Below are 26243 nucleotides of genomic sequence, written 5' to 3' on the forward strand. Positions count from 1 at the left end.
GTGACAATCGCTGAAACCAGTACCGGGCGAGGAGGGAGTGCGATGGCCACCGTCGTGGTGCGCAGGCCGGTTCGCAGGCCGGCTCCGGAGCAGCCCTCCGGTGAGCTGATCCTCGATCCCCCGCCGGAGATTCCGCAGCCGGCGGGCAGGCAGTGGACGCAGGTGCTCATGGTGCTCCCGATGATCGCCATGATGGCCGCGATGATGCTGATGTTCTCCGGCAGCTTCGGGCAGGATTCCGGGGTGCTGCGGCTGGTCGTGATGGGCCTGTTCGGCGTCGGCATGCTGGGCATGCTCGCGGTCGCGCTGCTCAACTCCTCGGGACCGGGCAAGCGGGAGATGGGCCAGGAACGCCGGGGCTACCTCCGCCATCTCGGGCAGCACCGGCTGCGGCTGACCCGCGCGATCCACCAGCAGCGCGACGCCATGGTGTACCTGCATCCGGAACCGGCGGCGCTGCCCGCACTCGTCGCGAGCTACCGGCTGTGGGAACGCCGCCCGGTCGACGCCGACTTCGGGGTCGCGCGCATCGGCACCGGGCAGCAACGCCCGGCGATGACCCTGGTGCCGCCGGAAGCCAAGCCGCTGGAACAGCTGGAGCCGCTGTCCGCGCTCGCGCTCCGGCGTTTTCTCACCACGTACACGGCCATTCCCGGTCTTCCGCTCGCGATGGCAGTCAACGGGTTCAGCCGGGTCTACGTCCGCGGTGACCGGTCCCGGTCGGCGGCGATGGTGCGCGCGGTGCTCGCCCAGCTCGCTTCGCTGCAGTCGCCGGACGATCTGCGGATCGCGGCCTGTCCCGCGGGCGGCGCGCAGGCGGACTGGGAATGGCTCAAGTGGCTGCCGCACGCCCTGCATCCGGAGCGGACCGACGCGGCAGGACCGCTGCGGCTGGTGGCGAGCTCGATCGTCTCGATCGAGGCGATGATCGAAGACCTGCTCGGCGAACGGCGCCGGTTCGATCCCGCGGTCGACAACAGGGAGTCCCAGCCCCACGTCGTGGTGGTCCTCGACGGGGGCTCCACCGCGGGCTCGGACACGCTGATGGCGGACGGCGGACTCGAAGGCGTCACCATCATCGACCTGCGCGGGGTGCCGCCGCGCGCGCTCGACCCTGCCACCATCGTGCTCCACATCGGACAGGACGGCTCGCTGGCCAGCGAGACCATCGAGGGCTCGGTCGAGCTCGGCTGGGCGGACGCGCTGGACGTGCCTGCCGCGGAAGGTCTCGCCCGGCAGCTGGCCCCGCTGCGGGCGACCGCGGGCGGGCGGGGCGAGCAGCCGCTGAGCACCGACCTCGACCTCGCCGAGCTGCTCGAGATCGGCGACCCTCGCACCTTCGACCCCGCCGGCACCTGGGTGCAGCGGCCGACCAGGGACCGGCTGCGGATCCGGTTCGGCATCCGCACCGACGGCACCCCGGTGGACCTGGACCTGAAGGAGTCGGCGCAGGACGGGATGGGACCGCACGGCCTGCTGATCGGCGCCACCGGCTCCGGCAAGAGCGAGCTGCTGCGGACCATCGTGCTGGCACTGGCGGTGGCGCACCCGCCGAGCTCGCTGAACTTCGCGCTCGTCGACTTCAAGGGCGGCGCCACCTTCGCCACGCTCGACAAACTCCCGCACACCAGCGCGGTGATCACCAACCTCGCCGACGAGCTGCATCTGGTGGACCGGATGACCGACGCGATCAACGGGGAGCTGCTGCGCCGGCAGGAACTGCTGCGCGCGGCGGGGAACTTCGCGTCCCTGCGCGAGTACGAGCGGGCCCGCGCCACCGGCGCCCCGCTGCCCGAGGTGCCGACCCTGCTGGTGATCTGCGACGAGTTCAGCGAGCTGCTTTCGGCCAAGCCCGACTTCATCGACATGTTCGTGCAGATCGGCCGGGTGGGCCGGTCGCTCGGCGTGCATCTCCTGCTGGCCAGCCAGCGACTCGAAGAAGGCAGGCTCAGAGGGCTGGAAACCCATCTGTCGTACCGGATCGGCCTGCGCACCTTCTCGGACATCGAGAGCAAGACCGTGCTCGGCGTCGGGGACGCCTTCAAGCTCCCGCGCGCGCCGGGCCACGGATTCCTCAAGTCCGACAACGAGTCCATGATCCGGTTCCGCTCGGCGTACGTCTCCGGCGCGCACCGCGCCCCGGCGACGAGCACGGCCGAGGCCGACGGTACTTCCCTTGGCGCGCTTGAGTTCCTGGAGTACTCGACGCAGTACCTGGCACCCGTCAGCGACACCGACGCGGACGAAGCCTCAGCGACGGGCGCGGAAGACGAGGAGGCGGTGGGCGAAAGCCTGCTGGACATCATCGTCGAGCGCATGCGCGGCCGGGGCACGCCGGCCCATCAGGTGTGGCTGCCGCCGCTGGCCGAACCGCCCACACTCGACCAGCTGCTGCCGAACCTCGTGCGCGGCGACGAGCGGGGCTTCGGCTCCGCCCACGAACGGCTGGCCGGGAACCTGCGTGCCGCCATCGGCATCCTCGACCGGCCGCTGGACCAGCGCCGCGATCCGCTGGTGCTGGACCTGTCCGGATCGGCCGGGCACGTACTGGTAATCGGCGGACCGCGGTCGGGCAAGAGCACCGCGCTGCGGTCGATCATCGCCAGCCTCGCGCTGACCCACACGCCGCGCGAGGCGCAGTTCTACTGCCTCGACTTCGGCGGCGGCGCACTGAGCTCGATCCGCGGGCTCCCGCACGTCGGCGGCGTCGCGGGCAGGCAGAACGTGGGCGCGGTACGGCGGACGATCGCCGAGATGCGGACCCTGGTCGCGCACCGGGAACGCGTCTTCGCCGAGCACGAGATCGACGGGATGCAGGCCTACCGGCGGCTGCGGCGCGACCGGGACACCGGGGATCCGTGGGGTGACGTGTTCCTGGTCATCGACGGCTGGGCCACGCTGCGCAACGAGTTCGACGACCTGGAGGCGGTCGTGGCCGACATCGCCGCGCGCGGCCTTTCCTACGGCGTGCACGTGATCGTGTCCGCGGCCCGCATGTTCGACCTGCGGATGAACATCAGGGACCTGTTCGGCAGCAAGCTCGAGCTGCGCATCGGCGATCCGGTGGACAGCATGGTCGACCGGGCGTCGGCGATCAAGGTCCCGGAGGGCGCCCCTGGCCGCGGGGTCACGATGAGCAGGCATCAGCTGCTGGTCGCGCTGCCGCGGATCGACGGACTCGACGATCCGGCCGATCTCACCGACGGGGTTCGCGATCTGGTGGACACGGTGTCCTCGGCCTGGCCGGGTCCGCCCGCGCCGGCCGTGCGGCTGCTGCCCGCGCAGCTGCCCTACGCGCAGCTGGCCGGTGCCCACGACGCCGCCGCGCACCGGATGGCGGTGGGCATCGCGGAACACGACTTCGGCACCACGCACCTCGACTTCGGCTCGGACGCCCATCTGATGCTGCTGGGCGACACCGAGTCCGGCAAGACCACGTTCCTGCGCTCGCTCGCCAGAGCCATCACGGAAAGCTACGAGCCGAGGCGAGCGCGGCTGATCATCATCGACCACCGCCGCGGCCTGCTCGGCGACGTCGACTCGGAGCACCTCATCGGGTACGGCACCGACCGGGACAGCACGGCCCGGCTGATGCGCCAGGTGGCCGAGGAGATGGCCGTTCGGCTGCCCGGACCGGACGTCACCCCGGAGCAGCTGCGCGAGCGGAGCTGGTGGCAGGGCCCGGAACTGTTCGTCCTGATCGACGACTACGACCTGGTGACCGGCCAGCTGGACAACCCGCTCCTGCCGATCCTGGACTACCTGCCGCAGGGCCGCGACATCGGCATGCACGTCGTGCTGGCCCGCCGCACCGGAGGCGCCGGCCGGGCGCTGTTCGAACCGTTCATCTCCCGGCTGCGCGACCTCGGATCACCCGGCCTGCTGATGTCCGGGGACAAGGACGAGGGCCCGCTGCTGGGCGGGCTCAAACCCGAACCACTCCCACCTGGCCGGGCGTGGCTGGTCGGCAGGCGGCATGCCGCCCGGCTCGTCCAGCTCGCCTGGCTGCCCAAGGACGAGACCCGAAACGAGGACGCGTGAACGGAGAACCCATGAGTGCGCCACGGCGGGAACTGCGCGGGGACCCGGAGGCGATGCGGCACTTCGCCGAGCAGGTCACCGGGCCCAGCGTGTCCGAGTCGGTCGTCGTGCCGCCCAGCACGCAGCCCTGCCAGGGCGGCATGCACGCGTGCGCGGTCTTCACCGCCGCCGACCTGGCTTCGACCATGGCACTGGCCCGATTCCTCAGCGAGACCGGCGCGGACATCGCGGCGCTGAAGTCGACTGCCGCCGTGGCGGCGGCCGACTACCTGGCCACCGACCTCGCCGGCGCGCAGGCGGTGGCGGGCCCGGCGCTCGGTTTCGTCATCGCGGAGGAGTGAGGATGGACTACGCACACCTGCCCTCGATGGTTCAGTTCGCACTGGCCGACGTGGAAGCGCACACCCATCTGGCGCGGGCCGAGCAGGCGAGCCGGATGTGGCGGACGGTCGCGGCGGAACTGCAGGAGCTGTCCGACTCGCTGCGGCACGAGCTGGACCGCGTCGAGCCGCACTGGGACGACGCGACGGGCGCCGAGTTCACCCGCCAGGTCGCGCGGCGCAAGATCGCGATCGACGAGACGCTCACCCGCATCACCGAGCACCAGCCGTGGCGGGCGCTCGACGATCTGGCCAGGCAGCTGCTGCTCACCCGGGCCAGGCTGACCGACACGGTGGAGCGGCCTGATGACGTCGGGCACCAGGACGCGGCGGCCCATCTCGTCGAGCTCGACCGCTACTTCCACGCCGCCGCCGAGGCGACGCTCGCCGCGGCCGGTGTAGCTCCCGCCCGGTTCGCGAGCCCGCTCGCCGCGAACGATTCCCTTGCCGGGGACGAATGCTGTCCGGACCCGTCCGGTGCCACCGCGCCCCTGCTCGCCGGCGGGCCGGCACCATCCGCAGCGCTGTACCCGGCGGGGGGTTCGCCATTGCCACCGGGCAGCGTTTCGCTTCCCGGTCTTCTCATCGTCCCGCCGGGCAACCCCGCGGGCATCGGGAAAGCCAACCGCCGCGGCACCCCGGCGGGCTCGCGGTCCCCCTGGGGCGATGGGTCCGACGCCGGTGCGGCCGAACCGCGCGGCACGTCAAGCGCGCCAAGCACGTCCGGCGCATCCGGCAGGTCCGGCGCATCGGGTGCATCGGTGCCGAGCGCCGGTGGCCCGGACCTTCCGCGACGGATCGAGCAGGTCGCGAACCCCGTGCCGCTCACCGGGTCGAGCCCCAGTCCCGAGGCGCCCCAACCGCCCGCACCGAGCGGAACGGAACCGGGCTCGCAACGCTCGTCCGGGCGGATGGTCCCGCCCATGATGATGATGCCGCCGATGGCTCCCGGGGCGGGGCGGACCGGGCGGCGGTCCGGCGCCTCGCGTTCCCTCGAGGGCAGCGAGCGGCGCAGCAAAACCCCGCACGCCACCCCCGGGGTCCCGCCACGGCTACGCGGGCGTTCGGCGCTGGCCGATCCCGCCGGCAGCGGCTACCGTCCGGTCGCCATGTCCGGCGCCAAGAACGACACCGCGCAGGAGGCGCTTGACCACGAAGTTTGGCAGGTCGCGAACCCGGGTGCCGCTTCCCCGCTGAAACCGGAGCCGGTGGAGCCCGAGCCGAGAAGGGCGCGCCGTCCGCGAGCCTGATCTCCAGGCCGTTACTGCATTCCGGGGAAAAGGCGTTGCCCGGTCGCCGCCGGTTGGACGGGCGAAGTGCGCGGCCGCATGCTGGGGATGTTCTCGCGGTCCGGATGCGGATCGCCGGAACCCCGGGCTCCGGTGCGGCTCCCTCCCCCCACGGCCGCACCGGAGCACCCCTTCCCTGACAGGGCGCTATAAGGCGGGTGTCATCGCAAGTCGGCACCGTTGTCAACGTGGCGAATACCGGTCAACGGAACGGGAGCAAACCATGAAGGTGATCGTGGACGAGGTGAAGTGCATCGGCGGCGGCCGGTGCGTGCTCTCCGCGGAAGAGGTCTTCGACCAGCACGACGAAGACGGCGTCGTGGTGCTGCTCAACCCGGCGCCACCGGCGGAGCTGCACGAGGCGGTGCGGGAAGCCGCGCTGCTGTGCCCAGCAGCCGCCATCCAGATCGAAGAACAACCATAAGCGCGCCGGCGCCGGTAGCTGCCCGCGCTCACCCACCAACGTAGAACTCGCACTGCGCCAACGTAGAACTCGCCGCGCGCGAACGTGGGACTCGCCGGTGCGCGCGGCCCGCCCCGGCGAGTCCCACGTCCGGCCTGGGCGAGTCCCACGTTCGGCCTGGGCGAGTTGAACGTTCGGCCTGGGCGAGTTGACGTCGGGAGGGGTCCCCGGTCTGCGACCTATCATCCGGCGATCACCTGACAATCCGGCTCGGGAGCGTCGATGAGCGAGCGCGAGGAAGACGGAACCGCTGAGGTACCAGTCGTTCTGACATACCGGTATACGACCGAGGACTTCCGCGAAACCGAACGCGCGCTGTGGCGCGTGATTGTGCGGCAGCGCCCCCTTCTCTACCTGGGGACGATCTTCATGCTCGTCCTCCTGTTCGTCGACCTGACCCCCGCCACGGTGCTGATCTCCGTCGGCGCAGTGCTTCAGGTGGTGTCGATCATCGGGGGCACGCATGCACATGTGCAGTGGCTCAATCGCGAAAGTGAAAAGCATGGCGAGTTCCGTGCCAAGTTCGACGCCGCGGGCATGGGCATCACCACCGCCCTCAGGAACGACGCCTTCGGCTGGTCCGATCATTCCCACTACACCGAGACGACGAACCTCTTCCTGCTGGTGCGCCTCGGCACGATGAAACCGGCGGACTTCGCGCCGATCCCCAAGCGTGGCCTGCCGGATCCCGCCGACGTGGACCGCCTGCGGGCGCTCCTCGGCCGGCATCTCACCCGCGTGTAGTGCGACGGCCACCGGTTGCGGAGATCTGACATCATGAGCAAGCGGAACGTCGCTCCGATAATCCGGGCTTCGTTCCACAGAGCCAGGTTACGGAGGGAGCGGCACGGTGCACGACGGCGGCAATGGCGCGGCACGGTCCAAACGGGCGGACGCCCGGCGCAACGAGGAGACCCTGCTCGACGCGGCCGCCGCGGTCTTCGTCACCTCGGGCGTGGAAGCGCCGGTCCGCGACATCGCGGCCAGGGCCGGCGTCGGGATGGGCACGATCTACCGCCACTTCCCGACGCGGGCGGATCTCATCATCGCCGTCTACCGGCACCAGGTCGAGGCCTGCGCCGAGGCCGGGCCGGACCTGCTGGCGGCCAGCGCCACCCCGCACGCCGCACTGGCGCAGTGGATCGACCTTTTCGTCGACTTCCTGGTCACCAAGCACGGGCTCGCCGCCGTGCTGCAGTCCGACAACGCCGGCTTCGACACGCTGCACGCCTACTTCCTCGACCGCCTGGTGCCGGTGTGCACCCAGCTGCTCGACGCCGCGGCCGAGGCCGGCGAGATCCGGTCCGACCTGGGGGCATACGAGCTCATGCGCGGTGTCGGGAACCTCTGCATCGGCGCCGACCACGATCCCCGCTACGACGCGCGCCGGCTGGTCGGGCTGCTCATCGCGGGACTACGCAAGCCTGGCCAAACGCACTAGCCGCCGGGCGGCTGATCCGCGTGGCGACCGGCCAGGATCTCGGAGGCGCGCCGGCGGTGCCCGGCGAACAGCTCGAGCGCCACCTCGCGGTCGCGGTCGCGGAGCGCGGTGGCGAGTTGCCGGTGCTCGGCCGGGATACCGGTGACGTAGCCCTCGGAGTCGAGGCCGACCCTGGTCAGCAGGAAAAGATGGACCTGGGAACGGATGGCCTGCCACGCCTCGCGTAACCGCCGATGCCCGGCTGCCGCGTACACCGCGTCGTGGAAGTCGATGTCGCAGCGCAGCATCTCGTGCTCGTCCCCCGCGCGCTCCATCCGCCCGACGACCGCGTCGATCTCCGCCAGGTCCTCCTCCGCGGCGTTCGCCACCACCAGTTCGACGGCGAGCTGCTCCAGCGCGGCCCGCAGGCTGTCGAGTTCGGCGACGTCCTGCCGGGACAACGCGGTCACGGTGGCGCCGCGGTGCCATTCGCTGCGGACGAGCCCTTCGCGTTCCAGCCTCAGCAAGGCTTCACGCACCGGGCCGCGGCTGACGCCCAGCGCCACGGACAGTTCCACCTCGCGCAGCTGGCTGCCGGGGGCATAGGCCCCGTCGAAGATCGCATCCCGGATCCGGTCGGCGACCTCGTCCGCCAGGCCCCGGCGCCGCGCAGGCGCCACCCGGCCGGGTCTGCTCATCGCCGTCCTTCCGCCGGAAACGCCCGGATCCTAGCGCCGCGGCCAGAACGCCCTGACCGCGCCACACTTGTCATAATGTTAACATTCATACAAGCACGTCGACAGGGCACGTGCCGAGCAGAAGGGGCCCATCCGCCATGACCGTTCTCGACTCGCCCATCCCTCGTTTCCACCTGGCCATGCCGGTCGACGACCTGGCCGCCGCCCGCCGCTTCTACGGCGAGGTGCTCGGCCTCGAGCAGGGCCGCAGCGCGGACACCTGGATCGACTGGAACCTGCACGGCCACCAGTTCGTCACCCACGTCGCCCCGGAGCGTCCGCGGCGGATCCACAACCCCGTCGACGGGCACGACGTCCCGGTGCCGCACTTCGGGCTGATTCTCCCCATCCCGGAGTTCCACAAGCTCGCCGACCGGCTGCGCGCCGCCGGAACCGAGTTCGTGATCGAGCCCTACGTCCGCTTCGAGGGGCAGACCGGCGAGCAGTGGACCATGTTCCTGTTCGACCCCGCGGGAAATGCCTTGGAGTTCAAGGCTTTCGCCGACGACTCCCAGGTCTTCGCCGCCTGAGTGCGCTGGATCACAGCGCCGGTTGTCACGCCTTTCCCGCCCGGCCGGTCTCCAGCTGACAAGGAAGTTCACGGAGATCACCGGAGGAAGGGAACGTCATGGAGACCCTGACGATCGAACGCGTGGTGCACGCCCCGATCGAGGACGTGTTCGAATGGCTCACCGTGACCACGAACTACACCCGGTCGCCGCTGGCACTGCGCTGCCACCTGAAGCAGCGCGGTGCCGGCGCGCCCTACGGGGTCGGCGCGGTGCGCATCCATCTGTGGGTGATCGGCTGGTTCCGCGAGCGGATCACCCGCTACGAACCGCCGTACGTGACCGAGTACGTCGTCGATCGCAGCATCCCGCCGTCCCGCCACGAGCTCGGCCGCATGACGTTCACGGAGGTCACCGGCGGGACCCGCGTCGAGTGGGTCACCCGCGTCGAGGTCAAGTTCCCGTTCATCGGGGCGTTCCTCACCCGTGCGCTCGCCCGGCCGATAATCCCCCGTGTCTTCGGCACGATTCTCGACGCCGCCGAAACCGCGCTCTCTGGCGGTGGAAAGAAACCCGGGAACGCCTAGCGGCATGCGATACTCCCGGCGGCGTCGAGCACGGAGCGAGGAGGCCGGAGTGGGTACGGCATGGTCGGCCGAACAGGTCGTGACGGCCGTGCGCGACTCGCTGGGCCGTTCGGGCGCGACGAGCCAGGGTTTCCGGCTCGACGCGGTCTGGCCGGAGCGCGGCGAGCTCGTGTTGACCTTCCGGTGGTGGCGGGACCCGAACACCTACGCGGTACGGTTCCCGCTCCCCGACGGCGCTCTGCCGGAAAGCCCGTGGACGGGACTGCCGGTCGCCTCGGCGCGGGACTGGGCGCAGGACTTGGCCGGCCTGCTCGCCGAGGAGCTCGACACCGGCGCCGTCCGTCGCGCACGGCGCCTGCGGCACAACGGCCTCAACGACACCGTGGAACTCGACTGGCGCGACGCGGTCCACCCGTGCCCGCCCGGCTACTACAGCAGCGCGGTGGTGCTGCCCGACGCTCTTCCGTCCGGCTTGCGCGCCGATTTCGGCCGGTCACTGGGCGCGGCCGGGCTGGATGTCACCACGCCGCAACGCCAGTACCGGCGGGGTGAGCTGCTGAGCTGGCGCAAGCTCTGCACGGACAGCACCTCCCCCGAACCGGTCGGGCACGCCTCGGTCGCCTGGCACCCCGCGCTGCCCGCCACCGCCACCCTGGACGTGCTCCAGCTGCTGCCCGGCGTACCCGACGCCGCCGCGCCGTATCTGGCCCGGATGGCGGTGCACGATGCCGCCGAAGCCGGAGCCCAGCAGGTGCGGGCCGAGTGCGCACATCCACGGCTCGCCGAAGCCGGCTTTCGTCAGACGGGTCCGAGCGATTCTGGCATAGTGGACACCACCGCACTCGACTGATTCAGTCTAATCTCGTATTGAAACCTCTTCGCCCGGGAGCCCTCCCGGGCGAGTTTGCTAGCTTCGCCGCGTGAATCCGGGGGCATGGGATTCGCAAATACCTAAGAAAGATATTTCCACCTATGAGCCGGGGGTTCACCAAATGACGAAAGATATCAGCGACCAGGACATCGCCAAGTACATGAACCACCTGGCCAAGCTCGAGGACGACGGGCAGCGCACCACCGCGACCTTCGGCCCGTTAACCGCTATGATCGCCGTCGGCGCGTTCCAACTGGCCATTCGACACCCGAGGACGACCACCGCGCAGAAAGAGATCTACCAGAGTCTGACAGATCAGTTCAAGACGCTGTTCGCCGGCTCGCTGGGCGAGGAGATAATCAACCGCGGCGAGCACCCTGAATTCGACAGATAACACAGCAACCTGAAATATCTTTCATTCGCATTTACCTGGGGGAATCATGCGGGAAATCGATCGTCGCGGCATGCTGCGCCGTATCGGCCTGGTGGGAGCGGTCGCCGGTGCGGCGAACCTGATCACCGTCTCACCCGGCGCGGCCGCCTCACCCGGCGCGGTCGCCTTGCCGAAAAACCTCACCGGCGTCGGCATATCGGACGCGCTGCGGGGCATACCAGCGGTCGACAAGCCTCAGATGACCGTGCTCGTCGACCGTCCGGGGACCGCCCGCGGGCAGATCTACTACAACTACCGCGGCATGGTCATCGCAGATCAGCACGGGATCACGACCAGCTTCCAGCCCTCCACCCAGTTCTGCACCGACTTCCGGTTGCAGACCTACCGGGGCAGGCCCCTGCTCACCTGGTGGGAGCGGGTCACCGGCGACCCGAGCGGCGGCGGCGTGTGCAAGCTCGCGGACGGCTCCTTCACCCTCGTCGACTCAATCGGCCCGCTCGGCCCGCTCACTCCCGATCTGCACGAGTTCGTGGTGACGCCCTGGAACACCGCGCTGATCACGGTGTACCAGGACATCCCCTACGACCTGTCCCCCATCGGCGGCCCGAAGCAAGGCCGGCTGTTCGACTCGCTCTGGCTCGAGGTGGACATAGCCACCAAGACCGTCCTGCACCAGTGGCGTGCCAGTGACCACATACCGCTCACCGACACCTACGCCCGGTTGCCCGAGAAGCTCGAAGAACCCTTCGACTACTTCCACATCAACTCGATCAACCCTGACGTGGACGGCAACATCCTGATCTCCGCCCGGCACACCTCGGCGGTGTACAAGATCGACCGGCGGGGCCGGCGCGTCCTCTGGACCATGGGTGGCAAGAGCAGCGACTACCAGCTCGACGGCGACGCCTCGTTCAGCTGGCAGCACGACGTGCAGGCGGTGGACGCGCACACCCTCCGGCTGTTCGACAACGCCAGCGACGGCACCGTGGTGGACCGCCCGCACAGCAGGGTGATCTGGGTCCGGCGCGACCCGCGGACCAGGAAGGTCAGCCTGGTACGGGAATGGGCGCATCCCGACGGTGTATCCAGCCCCGCCATGGGCAACGCGCAGCGGCTGCCCAACGGCAACACCTTCGTCGGCTGGGGCTGGGCCAACCGGCTGTCCGAGTTCGACCGCCGCGGCAGGCTGGTCTTCGACGCCACCCTGCCGGAGTTCTGCTACCGCTCCTACCGCTTCGCCGAACAGCCGCGGTGAGGGAACTCGGCCGGTGAAGCGAGCCCGCCGAAAAAAATCTCCCGACTGATGTCTATCTGGCCTGTCCCGGTTCGACGTACCAGTGACAGGCGTTGATCGAGACCACGGGAGACGAGTGATGACGGTGCAGACGAAGGCGACGGCAGGGCGCCGCGAATGGATCGGGCTGGCGGTGCTGGCGCTGCCGACCCTGCTGCTGTCGCTGGACATGAGCGTGCTGCACCTCGCGGTGCCGCATCTCGCCGCCGACCTGCGGCCCAGCAGCACCGAGCTGCTCTGGATCATCGACATCTACGGGTTCCTGATCGCCGGCTTCCTGATCACCATGGGGACGCTGGGCGACCGGATCGGGCGGCGGAACCTGCTGATGGTCGGCGGTGCCGCGTTCGGGCTGGCGTCGGTGGCGGCGGCGTTCGCGACCAGCCCGGCCATGCTGATCGGCGCGCGGGCCCTGCTGGGCATCGCCGGTGCGACGCTGATGCCCTCGACGCTGGCGCTGATCAGCAACATGTTCCGGGACCCGAAGCAGCGCGGCACCGCGATCGCGGTGTGGATGAGCTGCTTCATGGGCGGCATGGTGATCGGGCCGCTGGTCGGCGGGCTGATCCTGGACGTCGCCTGGTGGGGTGCGGTCTTCCTGCTGGCCGTCCCGGTCATGGTGCTGCTGCTGGTCACCGCGCCCAAGCTGCTGCCGGAGTACCGCGACGAGCAGGCCGGACGGCTGGACCTGGCCAGCGTGGCCCTCTCGCTCGGCACGATCCTCCCGATCATCTTCGCGTTGAAGGAGATCGCGAAGGGCGGACCGGACCTGCGCAGCCTGCTCGCGCTCGCGGCCGGTCTCGGCATCGGCACGGTGTTCGCCCGGCGTCAGCGGCGGCTGGCCGACCCGATGCTGGACCTGAGCCTGTTCCGCAACCGGACCTTCGCCGCCGCGCTGAGCATCATGCTCGTCGGCGCGATCACCATGGGCGGCGTCTTCCTACTGGTCAGCCAGTACCTCCAGCTGGTCGAGGGGATGTCCGCTTCGCAGGCCGGCCTGGCGCTGGTGCCGCAGGCGGCGGCCGTGGTGATCGGGTCGCTCATCGCGCCGCGGCTGGCCAGGCGGATCCGCCCGGAGTTCGTGCTCGGCTTCGGCATGCTCGTCGCCGCGGCGGGGCTCCTGCTGTTCACCCAGATCAGCGCCGGAAACGGGATCGTGCTGGTGGTGCTCGGCCTGTCGGTGGCCGCGTTCGGGATGGGACCGCAGGGCGTGCTGTGCACCGAGATGGTGGTCGGCTCGGTACCGCCGCGCAAGGCCGGGGCGGCGTCCGCGATGTCGGAGACCAGCGGCGAGTTCGGCATCGCGATGGGGATCGCGGTGTTCGGCAGTGTGGGCACCGCCGTCTACCGCGGCGACCTCGTCGTGCCCGACCGGCTCCCGGCCGGCGCGGCGACCGAGGCCACCGAGAGCCTCGCCGGCGCGGTCAACACCGCCGGCGGGCTCGACGACCAGCTCGCCGGGGCGCTGCTGACTTCGGCCAGGGAGGCGTTTACCAGCGGGCTGCACACCGTCGCCGCGATCGGTGCCGGCGTCGTGGTGGTCTTCGCGGTCGTCGGCATGGTCGCGCTGCGCAAGACCCGCCCTGCCGTCACCCCGGCCGCCGAGGACGACGCGCTCGTCGCGCACTGAATCGGTCGCGCTAGGGTCTACTTACTAAATTTTCAGTAAGTAGTGCTGGAGGCGCACCGTGATGTCCCGCAGGTCTGTGCTGAGCTGGCTGGCCGCCGGTGCGGCCGGGGTCGCGTCGGCCTGCTCGGCGAAGGCACCCCAGTCCGCGGCCTCGATTCGAGGGTTGCCGCGGATGCCGGAGGAAGGGTTGCCCCACACCCGCACCTTCATGGCCTGGCCGGCGCCCAGCGGTCCGTGGGGCGCCGACCTGCCCGCCGTTCGCGAAGACATCGCCCGGCTCGCCAAGGCGATCGCCCGGTTCGAGCCGGTCGTGCTGGCAGCCGGGCCGGACGAGGTGGAAACCGCGCGCACCGCCTGCGGTGGCTCGGTGGAAGTGCTCGCCGTCCCCGTCGATGATCTGTGGATGCGCGACACCGGGCCGACCTTCGTGCTCACCGGGTCCGGCCTTGCCGGCGTGGACACCAACTTCAACGGCTGGGGCGGCAAGCAGTCCCACTCCCAGGACCGGCAGGTCGCGCGGCGGTTGCTCGAGCACTACGGCATTCCCCGCATCACCGCGCCGCTGGTGACCGAAGGCGGCAGCCTGGAGGTCGACGGGCACGGCACCCTGATGGCCACCGAAAGCTCGATCGTCAACGTCAACCGCAACCCCGGGCGCACCCGCGACGGGCTCGAAACCGACCTGAAGAACCTGCTGGGCGTCCAGAAGGTGATCTGGTTTCCCGGCATCCGGGGCGCCGACATCACCGACGGGCACATCGACGGCCTCACCCGGTTCGCCGGCACCGGCACCGTGCTGCTCGGCAAGCCCGGCCCCGGCGCCGGCCCGGCGGAAACCGGCCAGTACCAACAAGCCCGCGAAATTCTCGCCGCGAGCACCGACGCCACCGGCCGCACCCCGGACATCGTCGACCTCACCGAACCCGACTGGGCCGAGCTCGACTCCCCCGGCGACGAGTTCCTCGCCTCCTACATCAACTACTACGTCGCCAACGGCGCGGTCATCGCACCCGCCTTCGGTGATCGTGCCGCCGACCAGCGAGCCGCCGGTGTCCTCGGCGAGCTCTACCCCGGACGCGAGATCGTCGGTGTCCGCATCGACACCCTGGCCGAGGGCGGCGGCGGGATCCACTGCGCGACCCAGCAGCAGCCAGCCGCATGAGTAGCCCTGTGTCAAGCCGCCGCACCCAGGATGACCACGGCGCGCGCACTGGCCGGCAGGCCCCGCTATCGGGGCGACAGGGCGCCCGGTCTGCCACCGTTGTGGGACAGCGGGAGTCGCGCCCTGTCGACGCGATCGCGGATGCGCGCAGACTCGCGGAGGAGTGGGCATGAGCGGCACCAGGACCCGGCTGAACACCGCCGACCGCAAGACACTCCTGTTGCGGGCCACCTGCCACGTCATCGCCCGCCGAGGCGTACGGGGGCTGCGGGTGGAGGACGTCGCCGCGAAAGCGGAAGTGTCCACGACCCTGCTCTACTACCACTTCACCAACCGGGCCGGGCTGCTGGCCGCGACCATGGAGTACGTCAACGACCGCGCCGGCAGCTACACCGCGGCCCCGGCCGGGCTCACCGGCAGACAGCAGCTCCTGCACCAGCTTCTCGCCGAATTCCAGGACACCGACGAAGTGCGGGACAACTCCGCGGTCTGGAACGAGTTCCGCGCCACCGCGGTGTTCGACCCCAGCCTGCACGACATCGCGAAGGCCGCAACCGGCACCTGGAACGCGGACATCGCCGACACCATCGCCCGCGGACAGGCCGACGGCAGCATCGGTTCCGGCGTCGATCCCGGCAGCACCGCCGAACGCCTCACCGCGCTCGTCGAGGGGCTCAGCAACCGCTGGCTCACCGGAATGCTCGGTACCGACCGGGCCCACCAGCAGGTGCGCACCGCACTCGACAAGGAGTGCCCGCTCGGCTCTTGATCACCCGATCGGGCGGGTTCCTCGGTACGATCGTTGTTTCCCGCGAAGGGATCACCGACATGGCGAGGCAGCACGACGACGTGACAACCTCGGTGACCGGCCGGTTTCCCGCCGGCCGTCACCTGCCGCCGCCCGAGGTCCGGCCGCTGCCGGAAGCCCCGGCCTCCACCTGGCGGATCATCGGGCCGGGGATCGTCGCCGCCGGCGTCGGGCTGGCCTCCGGCGAGTTCATCCTCTTCCCCTACATCGCATCCCAGGTCGGCCTGGTGTTCGTCTGGGCCGCGCTGATCGGGCTGATCACCCAGTACTTCCTGAACATGGAGATCGAGCGCTACACGCTCGCCACCGGGGAAACCGCGCTCACCGGGTTCAGCCGCTACTGGCGGCACTGGGGCCTGGTGTTCGCGATACTGACCATGCTCGCGAACCTGTGGCCCGGCTGGGCGACCAGCTCCGCGACCATGGTCACCTACCTGTGGGGCGGTGACGTCCAGGCGATCGCGGTGGGCATGCTGCTCGCCATCGGGCTGATCCTCACGCTGGCGCCCGTGGTGTACGTGGCGCTGGAACGGGCGGAGATGCTGAAGGTCGCGGCGGTGCTCGTGCTGCTCGCGGTCGGCGCGGTGGTCGCGATCTCGGCGGACGCGTGGGCGGACGTGCCCAAGATCATCACCGACGCGAGCGTGCCGATCAACCCGCTCGGCCTCGCGTTCCTGATGGGCGCGCTCGCGTTCGCCGGTGCCGGCGGCGGGCAGAACCTGGTGCAGAGCAACTGGATCCGCGACAAGGGGTTCGGCATGGGCAAGTACGTGCCGCGGATCAAGAGCCCGGTCACCGGCAAACCGGAGGCCGCGCCGAGCACCGGGTTCATCTTCGAGCCGACCGAAGAGCACCTGTCGCGGTGGCGCGCGTGGTGGCGGTTCGCGAACCGCGAGCAGCTGTACACGTTCGTGCTGATCACCTTCCTGTCCATCATGTTCACCTCGCTGCTGGCCTACTCCACCGTGTACGGACGGCCGGGCCTGCCGAACAACATCGGGTTCCTGCGGATCGAAGGCGAGGTGCTGAAGGAAACCGTCGGTGCCTGGTTCGGCACGCTGTTCTGGGTGGTCGGCGCGCTCGCGTTGTTCGCCGCGGCACTGGGCATCGTGGACTACTCGAGCCGCCTCACCGCGGACGTGATCAAGACCGCGTACGCCAGGAACGTCAAGGAGAGCACGCTCTACTTCGCCGTGGTGTGGGCGCTGGTGCTCGTCGGCTGCCTGATCGTGCTGGCCGGTTTCGGGCAGCCGCTGATCCTGCTGGTGATCTCCGCCTGCGTGGGCGGGGTGATGATGTTCGGCTACTCCGCGCTGCTGATCGTCCTCAACCGCAAGGTCCTGCCGCCACCGATCCGCATCCGCGCCGGCCGGATGGCCGTGCTCGGCTGGTCGGTCGCGCTGTTCGGCGTGCTGAGCGTGCTGACCATCATCGAGCAACTCGGCAAGCTGTTCGGCAACTAGGCCCGGTGCCCGATGATCAGGCCGCCGCGTTTGGTCAGCGTGACCGGGGCCGGTATCGCCCGCGCGTCCCGTGCCGCCCGCTCGGCCGGGACGAACCGGGCGATGAGGAAGTCGGCGATCGCCTCGGTGTCCGGCAGGGTGAGCAGCGGCGCGTCCCAGGCGTCCACCGCGACCTGACCGAAAACGGAGGCCACGATCCCGGGCGCGTCCTCGGCGTCGAACGGGGTCGGCGCCGGCCGCCACACCGGAGCCAGTTCCGGCGAATCGTGCCGGCTGATCGCGCCGGCGATCAGCACGCCGTCCCGGCGCAGCACGCGATGTGCCTCGCGCAGGCCGGGTAGCGGATCGGGCAGGTGGTCGAACACGTTCACCGCGACCACCGCGTCGAACACCCCGTCCGCGAAGGGCAGGGCGACGGCATCGGCCTGCACTTTTGGCGGCGGGACGTCGGCCAGCATGGTGGCGGAGGCGTCCAGGCCGACCAGCCAGGTTCCTTCGGGCACGGCCTCGCGCAACGCGCCTTCACCGCAGCCGACATCGAGAACCCGGCCGGCGCGAAACCGGCCGAGCAGTGCGGCGATCTTGCCGTACAGGCCGGTCCCGGTCCGCAGATGGGCGGCGGTCAGCCGGGTACCCAGCCGGTAGCGCTGGGGATTGGTGTCGTAGTCGCGCTCGGTGGCCATCGGTCGATTATCCCTGTTCTTAACAGATTGAATCGTGCCACGCCGCACCGGCCTGTCGGACCCGTCCCGTGAGCTGCGAGTTGCCGTCACGAGCGGGCGCCGGGCCGGTCAAGCAAATCTGTTGATTGTTTTGTCAACCGACCTAAGTCAGTTGAAGGGCTTTGCGCGTAGCCATAACGTCATATCTCGTTTGGCATGGTTGTCAGCTCCTCAAACCCCTGCAATGAAGGACCGCACCATGGAAAAGAAATCGTTCTTGAAGGCCGCCCTGATAGCCGTGGCGACACTGGCTTCGGTTCTCGCGGGCCCCGTCGCACAGGCCGCTCCCCTCGCCGAGGGACACGGCATGACGGCCGTCGAGGTCGCCGCCGCGAACCCCGACGTCGCCGCCCCGCCGCTCGAAGGCTGGCCCACACCGAGCCGCCGCAGCTACACGATCACCAGCTCCTGCCAGCCCTACGCCGCGGCGATCCGCCAGGGCGCGGCCGCGTGGAACGGGTTGACCGAGGGCGGCGGCACTCCGGTCGAATGCCGCAACGGCTACATCACCGACTGCGGCGGTAGCGGCCGGATCGTCGGCTGCAACTGGGGCATGGGCCAGCGCATCGCGCTGTACATGGGCGGTGTCAGCGATGACGCGCTGCTCGCCGCGCACGAATTCGGTCACGACTGGTACGGCCACTCGAATTACCGGTGCGCCGGCTGGGGCAGCCCGCAAGAGGTGATGGCTCCGTCGATGTGCGGCTTCGGAGGAACCGTCAAGGCATAGCCGACTCCGGTACGCATCCGCGTTCAGGTGCGGGCTCGACGCTGTCGGGCCCGCACTTCGCGGTGCCGCCGGAGTGATCCAGCCCTCCCCGACTTGACCTCAACTTAGCTTCAGGTTTCAGAATGGGCCGGTGAGCACAACTACCAATCAGGTCATGCGAGCGGTTCAGGTACGACGGTTCGGGGGCCCCGACGTACTGGTGACGACCGAGGTCCCGGAGCCGGTCGCGGGTCCGGGGCAGGTGGTGATCGGGGTCGCCGTCGCGGACACCCTGTTCCTGGAGACGCAGCTCCGGACGGGCTGGGGCAGCGACGTTTTCGGCCTCGAACCGCCCTATGTGCCCGGCACCGGGGTGGCCGGGCGGGTGCTCTCCGCCGGTGAGGGGGTGGATCCCGGGCTGCTCGGCCGCGAAGTCGTCGCGGGCGTCACCGGGGGCGGGTACGCGGACAAGGTAGCGGCCCTCGCGGAGAGCGTGTTCGAGATCCCGGCCGGGCTCGGCCTGCGAGAAGCGGCGGCCCTGCAGCAGATCGGGCCGGCCGCGTTGAACGTGCTCGACGCGGCGGAGATCGCGCCGGGCGAACGGGTACTGGTCACGGCGGCGGGCGGCGGGCTCGGCAGCCTTCTCGTCCAGCTCGCGAAGGCGGCGGGTGCGCGGGTTGTCGCGGCCGCGGGCAGCGCGCGCAAACTGCGGCTCGCCGGGGAACTCGGCGCGGACGACGTGCTGGATTACTCCACTTCGGACTGGACGGCGACCCTCGACGACGTGGACGTGGTCTTCGACGGCGCCGGCGGCCAGGTCGGCCTGGACGCCTTCGCGCGCACCGCACGGAAGGGACGCTTCTTCGCCTACGGCATCCCTGGCGGCAACTTCGCCGGGATCGATCCGGCGGCGGCGGAAGAACGCGACATCCGGGTCAGCGGCATCGAGCTTCTCCAGTTCTCCCCGGAACAGATCCAGCGCCTGGTCCCCCGAACCCTGGCCGCGGGGGCGGCCGGCCTGGTCAAGCCGGTCATCGGCCAGACCTTCCCGCTGACGCGCGCGGCCGACGCGCACACCGCGATCGAGTCGAGGGAAGCCATCGGCAAGACCCTGCTGCTCATCTGACCCGCAGGCCGAACTCCGCACCCGAGAAGACTCCGCCCGATAAGGAAAGCCCGATGGCTCAAGCAATCCGCTATGCCCGCTACGGCGGCCCCGAAGTGCTCACCCTGGACGAGATCCCCACCCCCGAACCCGGTCCCGGCGAGGTCCGGGTCGCCGTACGGGCCGCCGGCATCAACGCGATCGACTGGAAGCTCCGCAGCGGTGCCTTCGGCGAGAACGAGAAACCGGACCAGCCGGCGGGAACCGGCCTGGAGATCGCCGGGACCGTCGAGGCGCTCGGCCCCGGGGTCGAAGGCCTCACCAAGGGACAGGCCGTGTTCGGCCTGGTCGGCACCGGAGCGCTCGCCACCCACGTGCTGAACGCCGCGGAGAACCTGGTGCCCAAGCCGGAATGGCTGAGCTTCGAGGAGGCGGTCGCGCTGCCCGTCGCCGCCGAGACGGCCCTTCGCACGCTCCGCTATCTCGGTGTCCGCGCCGGGCACACGGTGCTGGTGCACGCGGCCGCGGGTGCGGTCGGACTGGTCGCGTCGCAGCTGGCGATCGCGCGCGGTGCCACCGTGATCGGCACGGCCAGCACCGCCCGCCACGAGTTCCTGCGCGAGCTGGGGGTGCAGCCGGTCGTCTACGGCAGTGACGTCAGTGACGTCAGTGACTTCGACGAACTCGCCGCCCGGGTCCGTGCGATCGCTCCGTCCGGGATCGACCGCGTGCTCGACGCGTCCGGTCGCGGCGTGCTGGCGCTTTCCGTCGAGCTGACCGGGGATCCGCGCAGGGTGGTCACCATCGCCGACGCGAGCGCCGCCGAACACGGGGTGCGCTTCTCCAGCGGCCGCGACGGCGCCGTGCCGATCGCCGAGGTGATGTCCGAGGTCCTCCCGCTGATCCAGCGCGGCGAACTGCGGGTCCGGGTCGCGCGCACCTTCCCGCTCGCCGGCGCGGCCGACGCGCACCGCCTCAGCGAAACAGGTCACCTGCTCGGCAAGATCGTGATCGCCGTCTGACGAATCCCGGTGCTCCATGAGAGTGGTCTCGCCTGAGCGCGCCGCGGCCGGGTCCCTGGCGGTGCCAAACTCGGGCCTGTGGTTGACAAAACGCTCGGCGAGACGACGAATGTGGTGGTCGTCGGCGCGGGGGTGGCCGGCCTGACGGTGGCGAACCTGTTGCGGCGCAGCGGGGTCGGTTATGTGGTGCTCGAACGGCACGGCCGCGCCCAGCTGGAGCAGCGCCAACGCGCGAGCGTGCCGCCGGACGAGCTCACCACCTACCGGTTCGCCGACGACGTCGGCTGGTTCACGGTGCTGGCCGACGCACCGCCGCCGCGCTACCCGCTGTTCGGGATCAGCCGGCACGGGTTCGCCGCGCACTTCGGCCGCGGCCCGTCGGCGAGCCGGTTCTACCTGCAGTGCCCGGTGGGCGACGACCCGCAGACCTGGTCCGACGAACGGGTGTAGCGGCAGCTGCGGCTACGGCTGGCCGTTGCGCGAATATTCGGCAGGTTGCCTGCGACGGGTGTGGAACGCACAGGAGTTCTCCCGATGGCTGACCGAAACGATGTTCCACGGCCCGCGGGCCCGTTCCGGTGGCGGCTCGCCCGGTCGAGGATCGATCGGCTCTTCACCTCCGCCTCGGCCGCCGGGGCGTTCGCGGAACTGGTGGCCGGCACCGCGTGACGCCGGTGCCGGCACTGATCACTGGCACTGGGACGGTCGGCCCGGGTCACGAGCCGACCGCCCCAGCATGTATCGGGATGTCCTAGACGATGGTCTGGACCCGGAAGGTGGAAGCCCTGGCCGGTGCGCAGTTGAGGCTGAAGTTGTACGTGCCGACGGCCGGCAGGATGGCGCTGTTGACCGACCGTCCGTCCGTGCAGTTCACGAACACCTGGATGGCACCGGAGGTCACCCGGCAGACGAAGTCCACGACCTGGAACGGCACCCGGCTGAAGTACCGGCAGTCGAAGACGGCGTTGATGCCGAGGTCACTGCTCTTGAGCTGCTCGCGCACGGCCTGCGACCGCGCGGAGTCGGCGGCCCAGCCCGGCGCCACCGTCGCGGACTCGCTGACGGCGGCACCGCCGCCGGACGCGGCGGACCCCACGGCCGGCGCGACGAAGAACGCGGCGAGTGCCAACGCGAGAATGAGCAAGGGCTTCATCACCATCGAGGCAATGGATTCAGATCCGACAAATGGTCGACGCATGGCGATTCTCCTCAGCTGATTTCGTAAAACGGTTTTCCCCGCTGTGGCGATATCGTTTCAGGATGCCGATGGCGATAGCTACGTGATTCCGCGTGAACCTCGGCCGTCCTCGCCAAGATCGAGTTGTCACTTCCGGTGATTCAGCCGGCGTCCAGTCGGCACACGTAGCCTCGTCGCCGGGAGGAGCGAGAGGGGAACCGGAGATGGAAGGCCTTTTCAAGTTGTTGTGGGACCGGGTGGACGGCAACGCCCGTCGTGCGGTCGATGTCTACGTCAGGGAGCTGCCCGACTTCCGTTCGGTGGCGGAGGATGCGCGTGCCAGGGCGTCTATGCTGGATCTCGCGGTAATGCTCAGACGCCGGGAAGTCGAGCTCGCGTCCGATGGTGCGCCTTTTACCAACAAGGATCTGGCGGTGTTGACCGCCTTTGGCGAGCAACGCGGCGCACAGGGCATTTCGCTGGGTTCCCGCCGACGGGTGTTGGATCTGCACGACGTATTAACCCTGCGAGAAATTCACGAAGCGGCCGGCCTGAACGAGGTCGACCACGTCACGGAGATGATCGGCTGGCTTCCGGTCAACGGCCTGACCGGGCACGGCGCCTATACCCGGGGTTTCCTGACCGGGCAGAAACACGCGTTGCCTTTGGTCAAACGCGTCCAAGACCTCGCCGGGACGCTGCTCGCCGACATCACCGTGGTGCCCGGCCTCGCGGAAAACCTGCACCTGACGCTCGCCGACCAGTATGTGATCACGGTCGTGCGGCTCGGCAGCGCGCCCCTGCCGACGGGACAGCGGCGCGACGAGGTCGTCGGCACCCTGCTGAAGCGCTGGCCGGTGCCGATGACCTGGCGCGACCCCGAGGAGCTGGTGGCACTGCTCCCCTGCGACGACGCCGAAGCGGCGGAGGAACGCGCGATCTGCCTTGTCCGCGAGTTCGCGCAGCTGGTCGGGCGACCGTGCGCGACCGGTGCGGCCACCGGGCGGGTCCGCGCGCTGGCCGATACGGTCGCGCTGGCCCGCCGGATCAGCCGGGTGGCACCCGTCGAGAAGGTGCCGCGTCGCCTGCACACGATGGCCGACGTGTTCGTCGAACTCGGCGTCGCGCAGCTGCCGCAGGTCGACGAATGGCTGCGCGGTCTCGCCCGGCGGCTGGCGGGCGGCCCCGACCTGGTGGCCACGCTGGACGCCTACTACCAGCACGACATGAACCGGCTGAACACCGCCGGGGCGCTGCGCATCCACCCGAGAACGCTCGACTACCGCTTCCGCCGGGTCCGCGAGCTCGTCGGGCTGGAACCCGGTTCGCTGCAAGGCGTTCGCGTCCTCAGCGCGGTCGTCGCCCGCGTGCTCGCCGGACGCTGGAGCTGAGCGGTCGTTCTCGGCTGTTGACCTTCAGCTGGACGCCCTACCGCGATATCGGCCAGACGGCCCCTGGTGAAGCACCTTCGCCCGTGGCACGGTGAATGGCTGACGAACAATTGCCGGCCGGATCGGCGGCCTCAGGTCGTGTGGCCGGGCGAAGTCAGGGGGATCCTTTGCGACGGCTTCTGAAGGTGCTCGGGCGTGCCGTGCTGGCCGCGGCGATCACCGGCACGGTACTGGTCGCTCCTGCCACCGCGCAGGCGGCGGAACCCCCGGCCCCTCTGCTGTACGACTACGTCATGCGACCCGCCACGAACCAGAAGGCGTTGAAGGAGCGGGCAGACCAGCTCAGGGCTGAGATACCCAGGGTGGGGGTGAAACAGCTGCTGGCAGATGCCAACCGGCAGGGCGAGGTCGATGAGGGCGGCATCTGCAATCCTGACGCGGGCGGCGACACGGTGAAGATGAGCATCTGCTTCCAGTCCGACGACAACGGTGGCGGTGACCGGACCGAGTGGTGGCCGCAGGGCGTGTCCACGGTGGCCGACGCGCAGGACGACCTGGAGTGGAACGGCACCCAGCCGATTCTGGTCAGCTGGTACCAGGACAACAAGGACCACGAGAACCCCGGCCCTGACGAGTGCCTGTTCAAACAGCCGGACAAGGACGATCCGTCGACGCAGCGGTGCATCAAGGGTGTCCGGCTCACCTTCATGAACCCGGACAACGGCAAGTACCGGCATGTGTTGCTGGTCTACCCGTTCATCAACGAGTCCGGTAACGCCACCTACATGAGCGTGCGCCCCAAACAAGAATATTCGCGACTGGAGTCGCTGCACGCCGGGGGAATCGCCTGGTATGGCAACTACCTGTACGTGGCCGACACCGCTCGCGGGTTCCGGGTCTTCGACATGCGCTACATCCTGGATCTCCAGGCCACCGACAAGGGCGACACCACGACCGTGAACCGGATCGGCAGGCAGGAAGGAAAGTACTACGCACACGGCTACCGCTACATCATGCCCGAGGTCGGCGCCTTCTCGAACGTCCTGCCGTGGAAGGGGGATCAGCGCTGCGACGGCAACTACGGCGACGAGGGCCCTGGGGCCACCTCGTACGTGTCGGTCGACCGCAGCGGCATCGACCACCTGGTCACCGGCGAGTACTGCGACGCGAAGGAACACGGCCCCGACCCCGGCCGGGTGGCCAGCTGGGCCCTGGACGGCAACTCCGGCAGGCCGAAGCTGACCGTCGGCTCCTATGTCGACGACGACTCCCTGGTCACCACCAGCGATGCCCAGTGGTACGCCGACACCGCGTACCGGCTGCCGTTGCACAACATCCAGGGAGCGCTCCGCTACGACGGGTCCTTCTGGCTCAGCCGTAGCCAGGGCGCGGACAGCAACGGCGTCCTGCATCCGACGAAGAAGGTCGACACCGGTACCGGCTCCACGGGTGTGCTCGACACGACCGTGCCTGTGCAACCGATGAGCAGAGGACCGGAAGACCTGTCGTACTGGCCACCGGGCAGCGGTTCCCGCAGCGGCATCTGGACCGTGGCCGAGCATCCGGGCCGGCGGATGCTCTACAACCTCGAAGTCCCGGTCAGCCTCGGTCCATGACCGTCCGGGTCAGGCGAACAGCCGTGGTGGCTCGCCCGCGGCCGCGTAGAGGTGATCGCGGGAAGCCTCGATCGCCCGGCGCAGGCCGGCCAGGTCGACGTCGGTCAGCACTCCCCCGCGTTTGCGCACCTTGCCCGCGACGAGCACGGTGTCGACGTTGGACCGCTCCATCAGGGTGACCACGGCGCCGGGCACGTTGTTCAGCGGCATGACGTTCAGCGCGTCCGCGCGCAGCAGGATGACGTCGGCCTCCTTGCCGGGGGTGAGGGTGCCCACCCGGTCGGCGAGCTGGGCGGTGCGAGCTCCTTCGACGGTGGCGAAGCGGAGCACCTCACGAGGAGTCAGCAGTGCCGGCAGGTCGTCCTCGCCGGCCAGTGAGCGCTCGTGCACGAAGGCGCGCTGAAGCGTGTAGACCGAGCGCAGCTGGGTGAAGAAGTCGGCCGTCATGGTGCATTCGACGTCCACGCTGAGCGACGGCTGCACGCCCATTTCCAGCGCCTTCAGGATCGGCGGCATACCGTGGCGCATCGACATCTCGATGGGCACCGCGAGGGAGACGCCGCCACCGCTGTCCCGGATCGCCGCCCATGCCTCATCCGACAGGCCGGTCGCGTGGATGTACTCGTTGTCCGGCCCGAGCATGCCTTCCCTGCTCAGCTGGACGAGGAGTTCCGATGCGCCGTACTGCCCGAGCACGTGCGAGACGATCGGCAGACCGAGTTCGCGCGCCAGGTTCCACTGCGCCCGGAACTCGCCCTGCGGCTCGGCGCTGAGGCCCAGCGTCAGGAGCTGGTCCTTACCCGGGAAGTACTGGCGCGTCAGCCTTTTCAGCTCCCGCTCGTAGTCGACGACCTGCCCGTCGATGACGGGGTAGGTGGAGTAGGTGAACAGCGTGCGCCGGCCGGCCTCGGCGAGACCCTCGATCGCCGCGTCCGTGTGCTCCGGGGACAGGCTGATCTGCGAGGTGTCGACCGCCGTGGTCACCCCCGCGTCGAGCTGGCTGACCGACGCGACGAGCTCGGCGATGCGGACGTCCTCCGGGCGGTAAAGCGGCGACATCTTGCGGTTGACGAACTCGAAGTAGCCGCTCAGCATGCCTTCCGGCAACGCACCGCGCAGCGCCGCCTGGTACTGGTGGTGGTGGGTGTCGACGAAGCCGGGCATGACGATGGTGCCGGTCGCGTCGATCACCTCCGCGGTCGCCTCCAGATTCGGCCCCACGGCGAGGATCTTCGTCCCCTCGGTCAGCACGTCGGCCACCTCGAAGTCGCCGATCACCGGGTCCATGCTCAGCACCGAGCCGCCCCTGATCAGATAGCGGTCTTCCCTCATCGCGGTTCCCCTCAGCAGATCCAAGTAAACGGATAGAAATCCACTTATAGGAAATCGGATAACGATCCGCTTGTCAACAGGTCGCGGGGAGCCGCTCCCGGCTACCGTGACCGCCGTTGGC

The 26243-nt window shown here is 69.7% G+C and carries 26 protein-coding genes; 22 read left to right on the forward strand and 4 right to left on the reverse strand.

All coding sequences use genetic code 11. From position 1 onward, the window contains the following. Positions 1-42 precede the first annotated feature (42 nt). The 6 genes from AMYNI_RS0141290 to AMYNI_RS0141315 all read left to right on the forward strand — a co-directional run bounded on the left by AMYNI_RS0141290 (position 43) and on the right by AMYNI_RS0141315 (position 7614). Positions 43-4041 (forward strand): type VII secretion protein EccC, encoded by a 3999-nt coding sequence (locus tag AMYNI_RS0141290; protein WP_020674010.1) that lies wholly within the window; start codon positions 43-45, stop codon positions 4039-4041. 11 nt (positions 4042-4052) lie between these two features. Beyond that, a complete protein-coding gene (locus AMYNI_RS0141295) occupies positions 4053-4382 on the forward strand; it encodes a hypothetical protein (RefSeq protein ID WP_020674011.1) in 330 nt (109 codons plus the stop codon). 2 nt (positions 4383-4384) lie between these two features. Continuing rightward, positions 4385-5671: a hypothetical protein gene (locus AMYNI_RS0141300; protein WP_026361570.1), complete on the forward strand. Its 1287-nt coding sequence runs from the start codon at positions 4385-4387 to the stop codon at positions 5669-5671. Positions 5672-5933: 262 nt separating this feature from the next. Further along, on the forward strand, positions 5934-6134 hold the full coding sequence (locus AMYNI_RS0141305) for a ferredoxin (RefSeq protein ID WP_020674012.1): 201 nt from the start codon (positions 5934-5936) through the stop codon (positions 6132-6134). A 261-nt stretch (positions 6135-6395) separates the two neighbouring features. Continuing rightward, positions 6396-6917, forward strand: a complete 522-nt coding sequence (locus tag AMYNI_RS0141310) for a YcxB family protein (RefSeq protein ID WP_020674013.1) — start codon at positions 6396-6398, stop codon at positions 6915-6917. 106 nt (positions 6918-7023) lie between these two features. Beyond that, positions 7024-7614, forward strand: a complete 591-nt coding sequence (locus AMYNI_RS0141315; RefSeq protein ID WP_020674014.1) for a TetR/AcrR family transcriptional regulator — start codon at positions 7024-7026, stop codon at positions 7612-7614. On the opposite strand, the gene AMYNI_RS0141320 is transcribed toward AMYNI_RS0141315, so the two are convergent. Further along, a complete protein-coding gene (locus tag AMYNI_RS0141320) occupies positions 7611-8291 on the reverse strand; it encodes a GntR family transcriptional regulator (protein ID WP_020674015.1) in 681 nt (226 codons plus the stop codon). The genes AMYNI_RS0141315 and AMYNI_RS0141320 overlap by 4 nt on opposite strands. A gap of 137 nt (positions 8292-8428) precedes the next feature. On the opposite strand from AMYNI_RS0141320, the gene AMYNI_RS0141325 reads away from it, so the two are divergent. The 9 genes from AMYNI_RS0141325 (at position 8429) to AMYNI_RS0141365 (ending at position 17048) form a co-directional block, all read left to right on the forward strand. Beyond that, positions 8429-8860 carry a VOC family protein gene (locus AMYNI_RS0141325; RefSeq protein ID WP_020674016.1) on the forward strand — a complete coding sequence of 144 codons (432 nt, stop codon included), beginning with the start codon at positions 8429-8431 and terminating at the stop codon, positions 8858-8860. A 98-nt stretch (positions 8861-8958) separates the two neighbouring features. Further along, positions 8959-9426, forward strand: coding sequence for an SRPBCC family protein (locus AMYNI_RS0141330; RefSeq protein WP_020674017.1), 468 nt, complete (start codon positions 8959-8961; stop codon positions 9424-9426). A gap of 49 nt (positions 9427-9475) precedes the next feature. After that, on the forward strand, positions 9476-10276 hold the full coding sequence (locus tag AMYNI_RS0141335) for a hypothetical protein (RefSeq protein ID WP_020674018.1): 801 nt from the start codon (positions 9476-9478) through the stop codon (positions 10274-10276). A 142-nt stretch (positions 10277-10418) separates the two neighbouring features. Further along, positions 10419-10691, forward strand: a complete 273-nt coding sequence (locus AMYNI_RS0141340; RefSeq protein WP_020674019.1) for a hypothetical protein — start codon at positions 10419-10421, stop codon at positions 10689-10691. 70 nt (positions 10692-10761) lie between these two features. Further along, positions 10762-11946 (forward strand): arylsulfotransferase family protein, encoded by a 1185-nt coding sequence (locus AMYNI_RS46740; RefSeq protein ID WP_020674020.1) that lies wholly within the window; start codon positions 10762-10764, stop codon positions 11944-11946. A 118-nt stretch (positions 11947-12064) separates the two neighbouring features. Further along, a complete protein-coding gene (locus AMYNI_RS0141350) occupies positions 12065-13615 on the forward strand; it encodes an MFS transporter (RefSeq protein ID WP_020674021.1) in 1551 nt (516 codons plus the stop codon). A gap of 61 nt (positions 13616-13676) precedes the next feature. Next, on the forward strand, positions 13677-14777 hold the full coding sequence (locus tag AMYNI_RS0141355) for an agmatine deiminase family protein (RefSeq protein ID WP_040406263.1): 1101 nt from the start codon (positions 13677-13679) through the stop codon (positions 14775-14777). Between the two features lie 169 nt (positions 14778-14946). Beyond that, positions 14947-15546: a TetR/AcrR family transcriptional regulator gene (locus tag AMYNI_RS0141360; protein WP_020674024.1), complete on the forward strand. Its 600-nt coding sequence runs from the start codon at positions 14947-14949 to the stop codon at positions 15544-15546. Between the two features lie 59 nt (positions 15547-15605). After that, positions 15606-17048 carry an Nramp family divalent metal transporter gene (locus AMYNI_RS0141365; protein ID WP_051116640.1) on the forward strand — a complete coding sequence of 481 codons (1443 nt, stop codon included), beginning with the start codon at positions 15606-15608 and terminating at the stop codon, positions 17046-17048. On the opposite strand, the gene AMYNI_RS47655 is transcribed toward AMYNI_RS0141365, so the two are convergent. After that, on the reverse strand, positions 17045-17731 hold the full coding sequence (locus AMYNI_RS47655) for a class I SAM-dependent methyltransferase (RefSeq protein WP_020674026.1): 687 nt from the start codon (positions 17729-17731) through the stop codon (positions 17045-17047). The two genes, AMYNI_RS0141365 and AMYNI_RS47655, sit on opposite strands and share 4 nt — an antisense overlap. A gap of 223 nt (positions 17732-17954) precedes the next feature. On the opposite strand from AMYNI_RS47655, the gene AMYNI_RS0141375 reads away from it, so the two are divergent. From AMYNI_RS0141375 to AMYNI_RS50650, 5 genes are all read left to right on the forward strand, one after another. Further along, the gene (locus AMYNI_RS0141375; protein WP_020674027.1) at positions 17955-18500 is read left to right on the forward strand and encodes a hypothetical protein; all 546 of its coding nucleotides are present in this window, start codon (positions 17955-17957) and stop codon (positions 18498-18500) included. A 154-nt stretch (positions 18501-18654) separates the two neighbouring features. Then, positions 18655-19605, forward strand: a complete 951-nt coding sequence (locus tag AMYNI_RS0141380) for a zinc-binding dehydrogenase (RefSeq protein ID WP_026361575.1) — start codon at positions 18655-18657, stop codon at positions 19603-19605. A 53-nt stretch (positions 19606-19658) separates the two neighbouring features. After that, positions 19659-20606 carry an NADP-dependent oxidoreductase gene (locus AMYNI_RS0141385; protein ID WP_020674029.1) on the forward strand — a complete coding sequence of 316 codons (948 nt, stop codon included), beginning with the start codon at positions 19659-19661 and terminating at the stop codon, positions 20604-20606. Positions 20607-20684: 78 nt separating this feature from the next. Then, a complete protein-coding gene (locus tag AMYNI_RS50435) occupies positions 20685-21056 on the forward strand; it encodes an FAD-dependent monooxygenase (protein WP_245574116.1) in 372 nt (123 codons plus the stop codon). Between the two features lie 84 nt (positions 21057-21140). Beyond that, positions 21141-21275, forward strand: a complete 135-nt coding sequence (locus AMYNI_RS50650) for a hypothetical protein (protein ID WP_020674031.1) — start codon at positions 21141-21143, stop codon at positions 21273-21275. Between the two features lie 82 nt (positions 21276-21357). On the opposite strand, the gene AMYNI_RS46750 is transcribed toward AMYNI_RS50650, so the two are convergent. Continuing rightward, the gene (locus AMYNI_RS46750; protein WP_169515810.1) at positions 21358-21759 is read right to left on the reverse strand and encodes a hypothetical protein; all 402 of its coding nucleotides are present in this window, start codon (positions 21757-21759) and stop codon (positions 21358-21360) included. A 248-nt stretch (positions 21760-22007) separates the two neighbouring features. Between AMYNI_RS46750 and AMYNI_RS0141405 the strand changes: the two genes are divergently transcribed. After that, a complete protein-coding gene (locus tag AMYNI_RS0141405; protein WP_020674033.1) occupies positions 22008-23174 on the forward strand; it encodes a PucR family transcriptional regulator in 1167 nt (388 codons plus the stop codon). Positions 23175-23341: 167 nt separating this feature from the next. Further along, positions 23342-24790, forward strand: a complete 1449-nt coding sequence (locus AMYNI_RS0141410; protein WP_020674034.1) for a hypothetical protein — start codon at positions 23342-23344, stop codon at positions 24788-24790. Between the two features lie 9 nt (positions 24791-24799). Here AMYNI_RS0141410 and AMYNI_RS0141415 read toward each other — a convergent pair whose 3' ends face one another. Then, the gene (locus AMYNI_RS0141415) at positions 24800-26122 is read right to left on the reverse strand and encodes an amidohydrolase family protein (protein WP_020674035.1); all 1323 of its coding nucleotides are present in this window, start codon (positions 26120-26122) and stop codon (positions 24800-24802) included. Between the last annotated feature and the right edge of the window lie 121 nt (positions 26123-26243).

The organism is Amycolatopsis nigrescens CSC17Ta-90, assembly GCF_000384315.1.
In the GTDB taxonomy this organism is placed as follows: Bacteria; Actinomycetota; Actinomycetes; order Mycobacteriales; family Pseudonocardiaceae; genus Amycolatopsis; species Amycolatopsis nigrescens.

Excerpts from the sequence above, each read along its gene's own strand:
- AMYNI_RS0141290 (WP_020674010.1), top strand. The coding sequence starts at position 43 with ATGGCCACCGTCGTGGTGCGCAGGCCGGTTCGCAGGCCGGCTCCGGAG.
- AMYNI_RS0141295 (WP_020674011.1), top strand. The coding sequence starts at position 4,053 with ATGAGTGCGCCACGGCGGGAACTGCGCGGGGACCCGGAGGCGATGCGG.
- AMYNI_RS0141300 (WP_026361570.1), top strand. The coding sequence starts at position 4,385 with ATGGACTACGCACACCTGCCCTCGATGGTTCAGTTCGCACTGGCCGAC.
- AMYNI_RS0141305 (WP_020674012.1), top strand. The coding sequence starts at position 5,934 with ATGAAGGTGATCGTGGACGAGGTGAAGTGCATCGGCGGCGGCCGGTGC.
- AMYNI_RS0141310 (WP_020674013.1), top strand. The coding sequence starts at position 6,396 with ATGAGCGAGCGCGAGGAAGACGGAACCGCTGAGGTACCAGTCGTTCTG.
- AMYNI_RS0141320 (WP_020674015.1), bottom strand. The coding sequence starts at position 8,291 with ATGAGCAGACCCGGCCGGGTGGCGCCTGCGCGGCGCCGGGGCCTGGCG.
- AMYNI_RS0141325 (WP_020674016.1), top strand. The coding sequence starts at position 8,429 with ATGACCGTTCTCGACTCGCCCATCCCTCGTTTCCACCTGGCCATGCCG.
- AMYNI_RS0141330 (WP_020674017.1), top strand. The coding sequence starts at position 8,959 with ATGGAGACCCTGACGATCGAACGCGTGGTGCACGCCCCGATCGAGGAC.
- AMYNI_RS0141340 (WP_020674019.1), top strand. The coding sequence starts at position 10,419 with ATGACGAAAGATATCAGCGACCAGGACATCGCCAAGTACATGAACCAC.
- AMYNI_RS46740 (WP_020674020.1), top strand. The coding sequence starts at position 10,762 with ATGCTGCGCCGTATCGGCCTGGTGGGAGCGGTCGCCGGTGCGGCGAAC.
- AMYNI_RS0141350 (WP_020674021.1), top strand. The coding sequence starts at position 12,065 with ATGACGGTGCAGACGAAGGCGACGGCAGGGCGCCGCGAATGGATCGGG.
- AMYNI_RS0141355 (WP_040406263.1), top strand. The coding sequence starts at position 13,677 with ATGTCCCGCAGGTCTGTGCTGAGCTGGCTGGCCGCCGGTGCGGCCGGG.
- AMYNI_RS0141360 (WP_020674024.1), top strand. The coding sequence starts at position 14,947 with ATGAGCGGCACCAGGACCCGGCTGAACACCGCCGACCGCAAGACACTC.
- AMYNI_RS0141365 (WP_051116640.1), top strand. The coding sequence starts at position 15,606 with ATGGCGAGGCAGCACGACGACGTGACAACCTCGGTGACCGGCCGGTTT.
- AMYNI_RS47655 (WP_020674026.1), bottom strand. The coding sequence starts at position 17,731 with ATGGCCACCGAGCGCGACTACGACACCAATCCCCAGCGCTACCGGCTG.
- AMYNI_RS0141375 (WP_020674027.1), top strand. The coding sequence starts at position 17,955 with ATGAAGGACCGCACCATGGAAAAGAAATCGTTCTTGAAGGCCGCCCTG.
- AMYNI_RS0141380 (WP_026361575.1), top strand. The coding sequence starts at position 18,655 with ATGCGAGCGGTTCAGGTACGACGGTTCGGGGGCCCCGACGTACTGGTG.
- AMYNI_RS0141385 (WP_020674029.1), top strand. The coding sequence starts at position 19,659 with ATGGCTCAAGCAATCCGCTATGCCCGCTACGGCGGCCCCGAAGTGCTC.
- AMYNI_RS50650 (WP_020674031.1), top strand. The coding sequence starts at position 21,141 with ATGGCTGACCGAAACGATGTTCCACGGCCCGCGGGCCCGTTCCGGTGG.
- AMYNI_RS46750 (WP_169515810.1), bottom strand. The coding sequence starts at position 21,759 with ATGAAGCCCTTGCTCATTCTCGCGTTGGCACTCGCCGCGTTCTTCGTC.
- AMYNI_RS0141405 (WP_020674033.1), top strand. The coding sequence starts at position 22,008 with ATGGAAGGCCTTTTCAAGTTGTTGTGGGACCGGGTGGACGGCAACGCC.
- AMYNI_RS0141415 (WP_020674035.1), bottom strand. The coding sequence starts at position 26,122 with ATGAGGGAAGACCGCTATCTGATCAGGGGCGGCTCGGTGCTGAGCATG.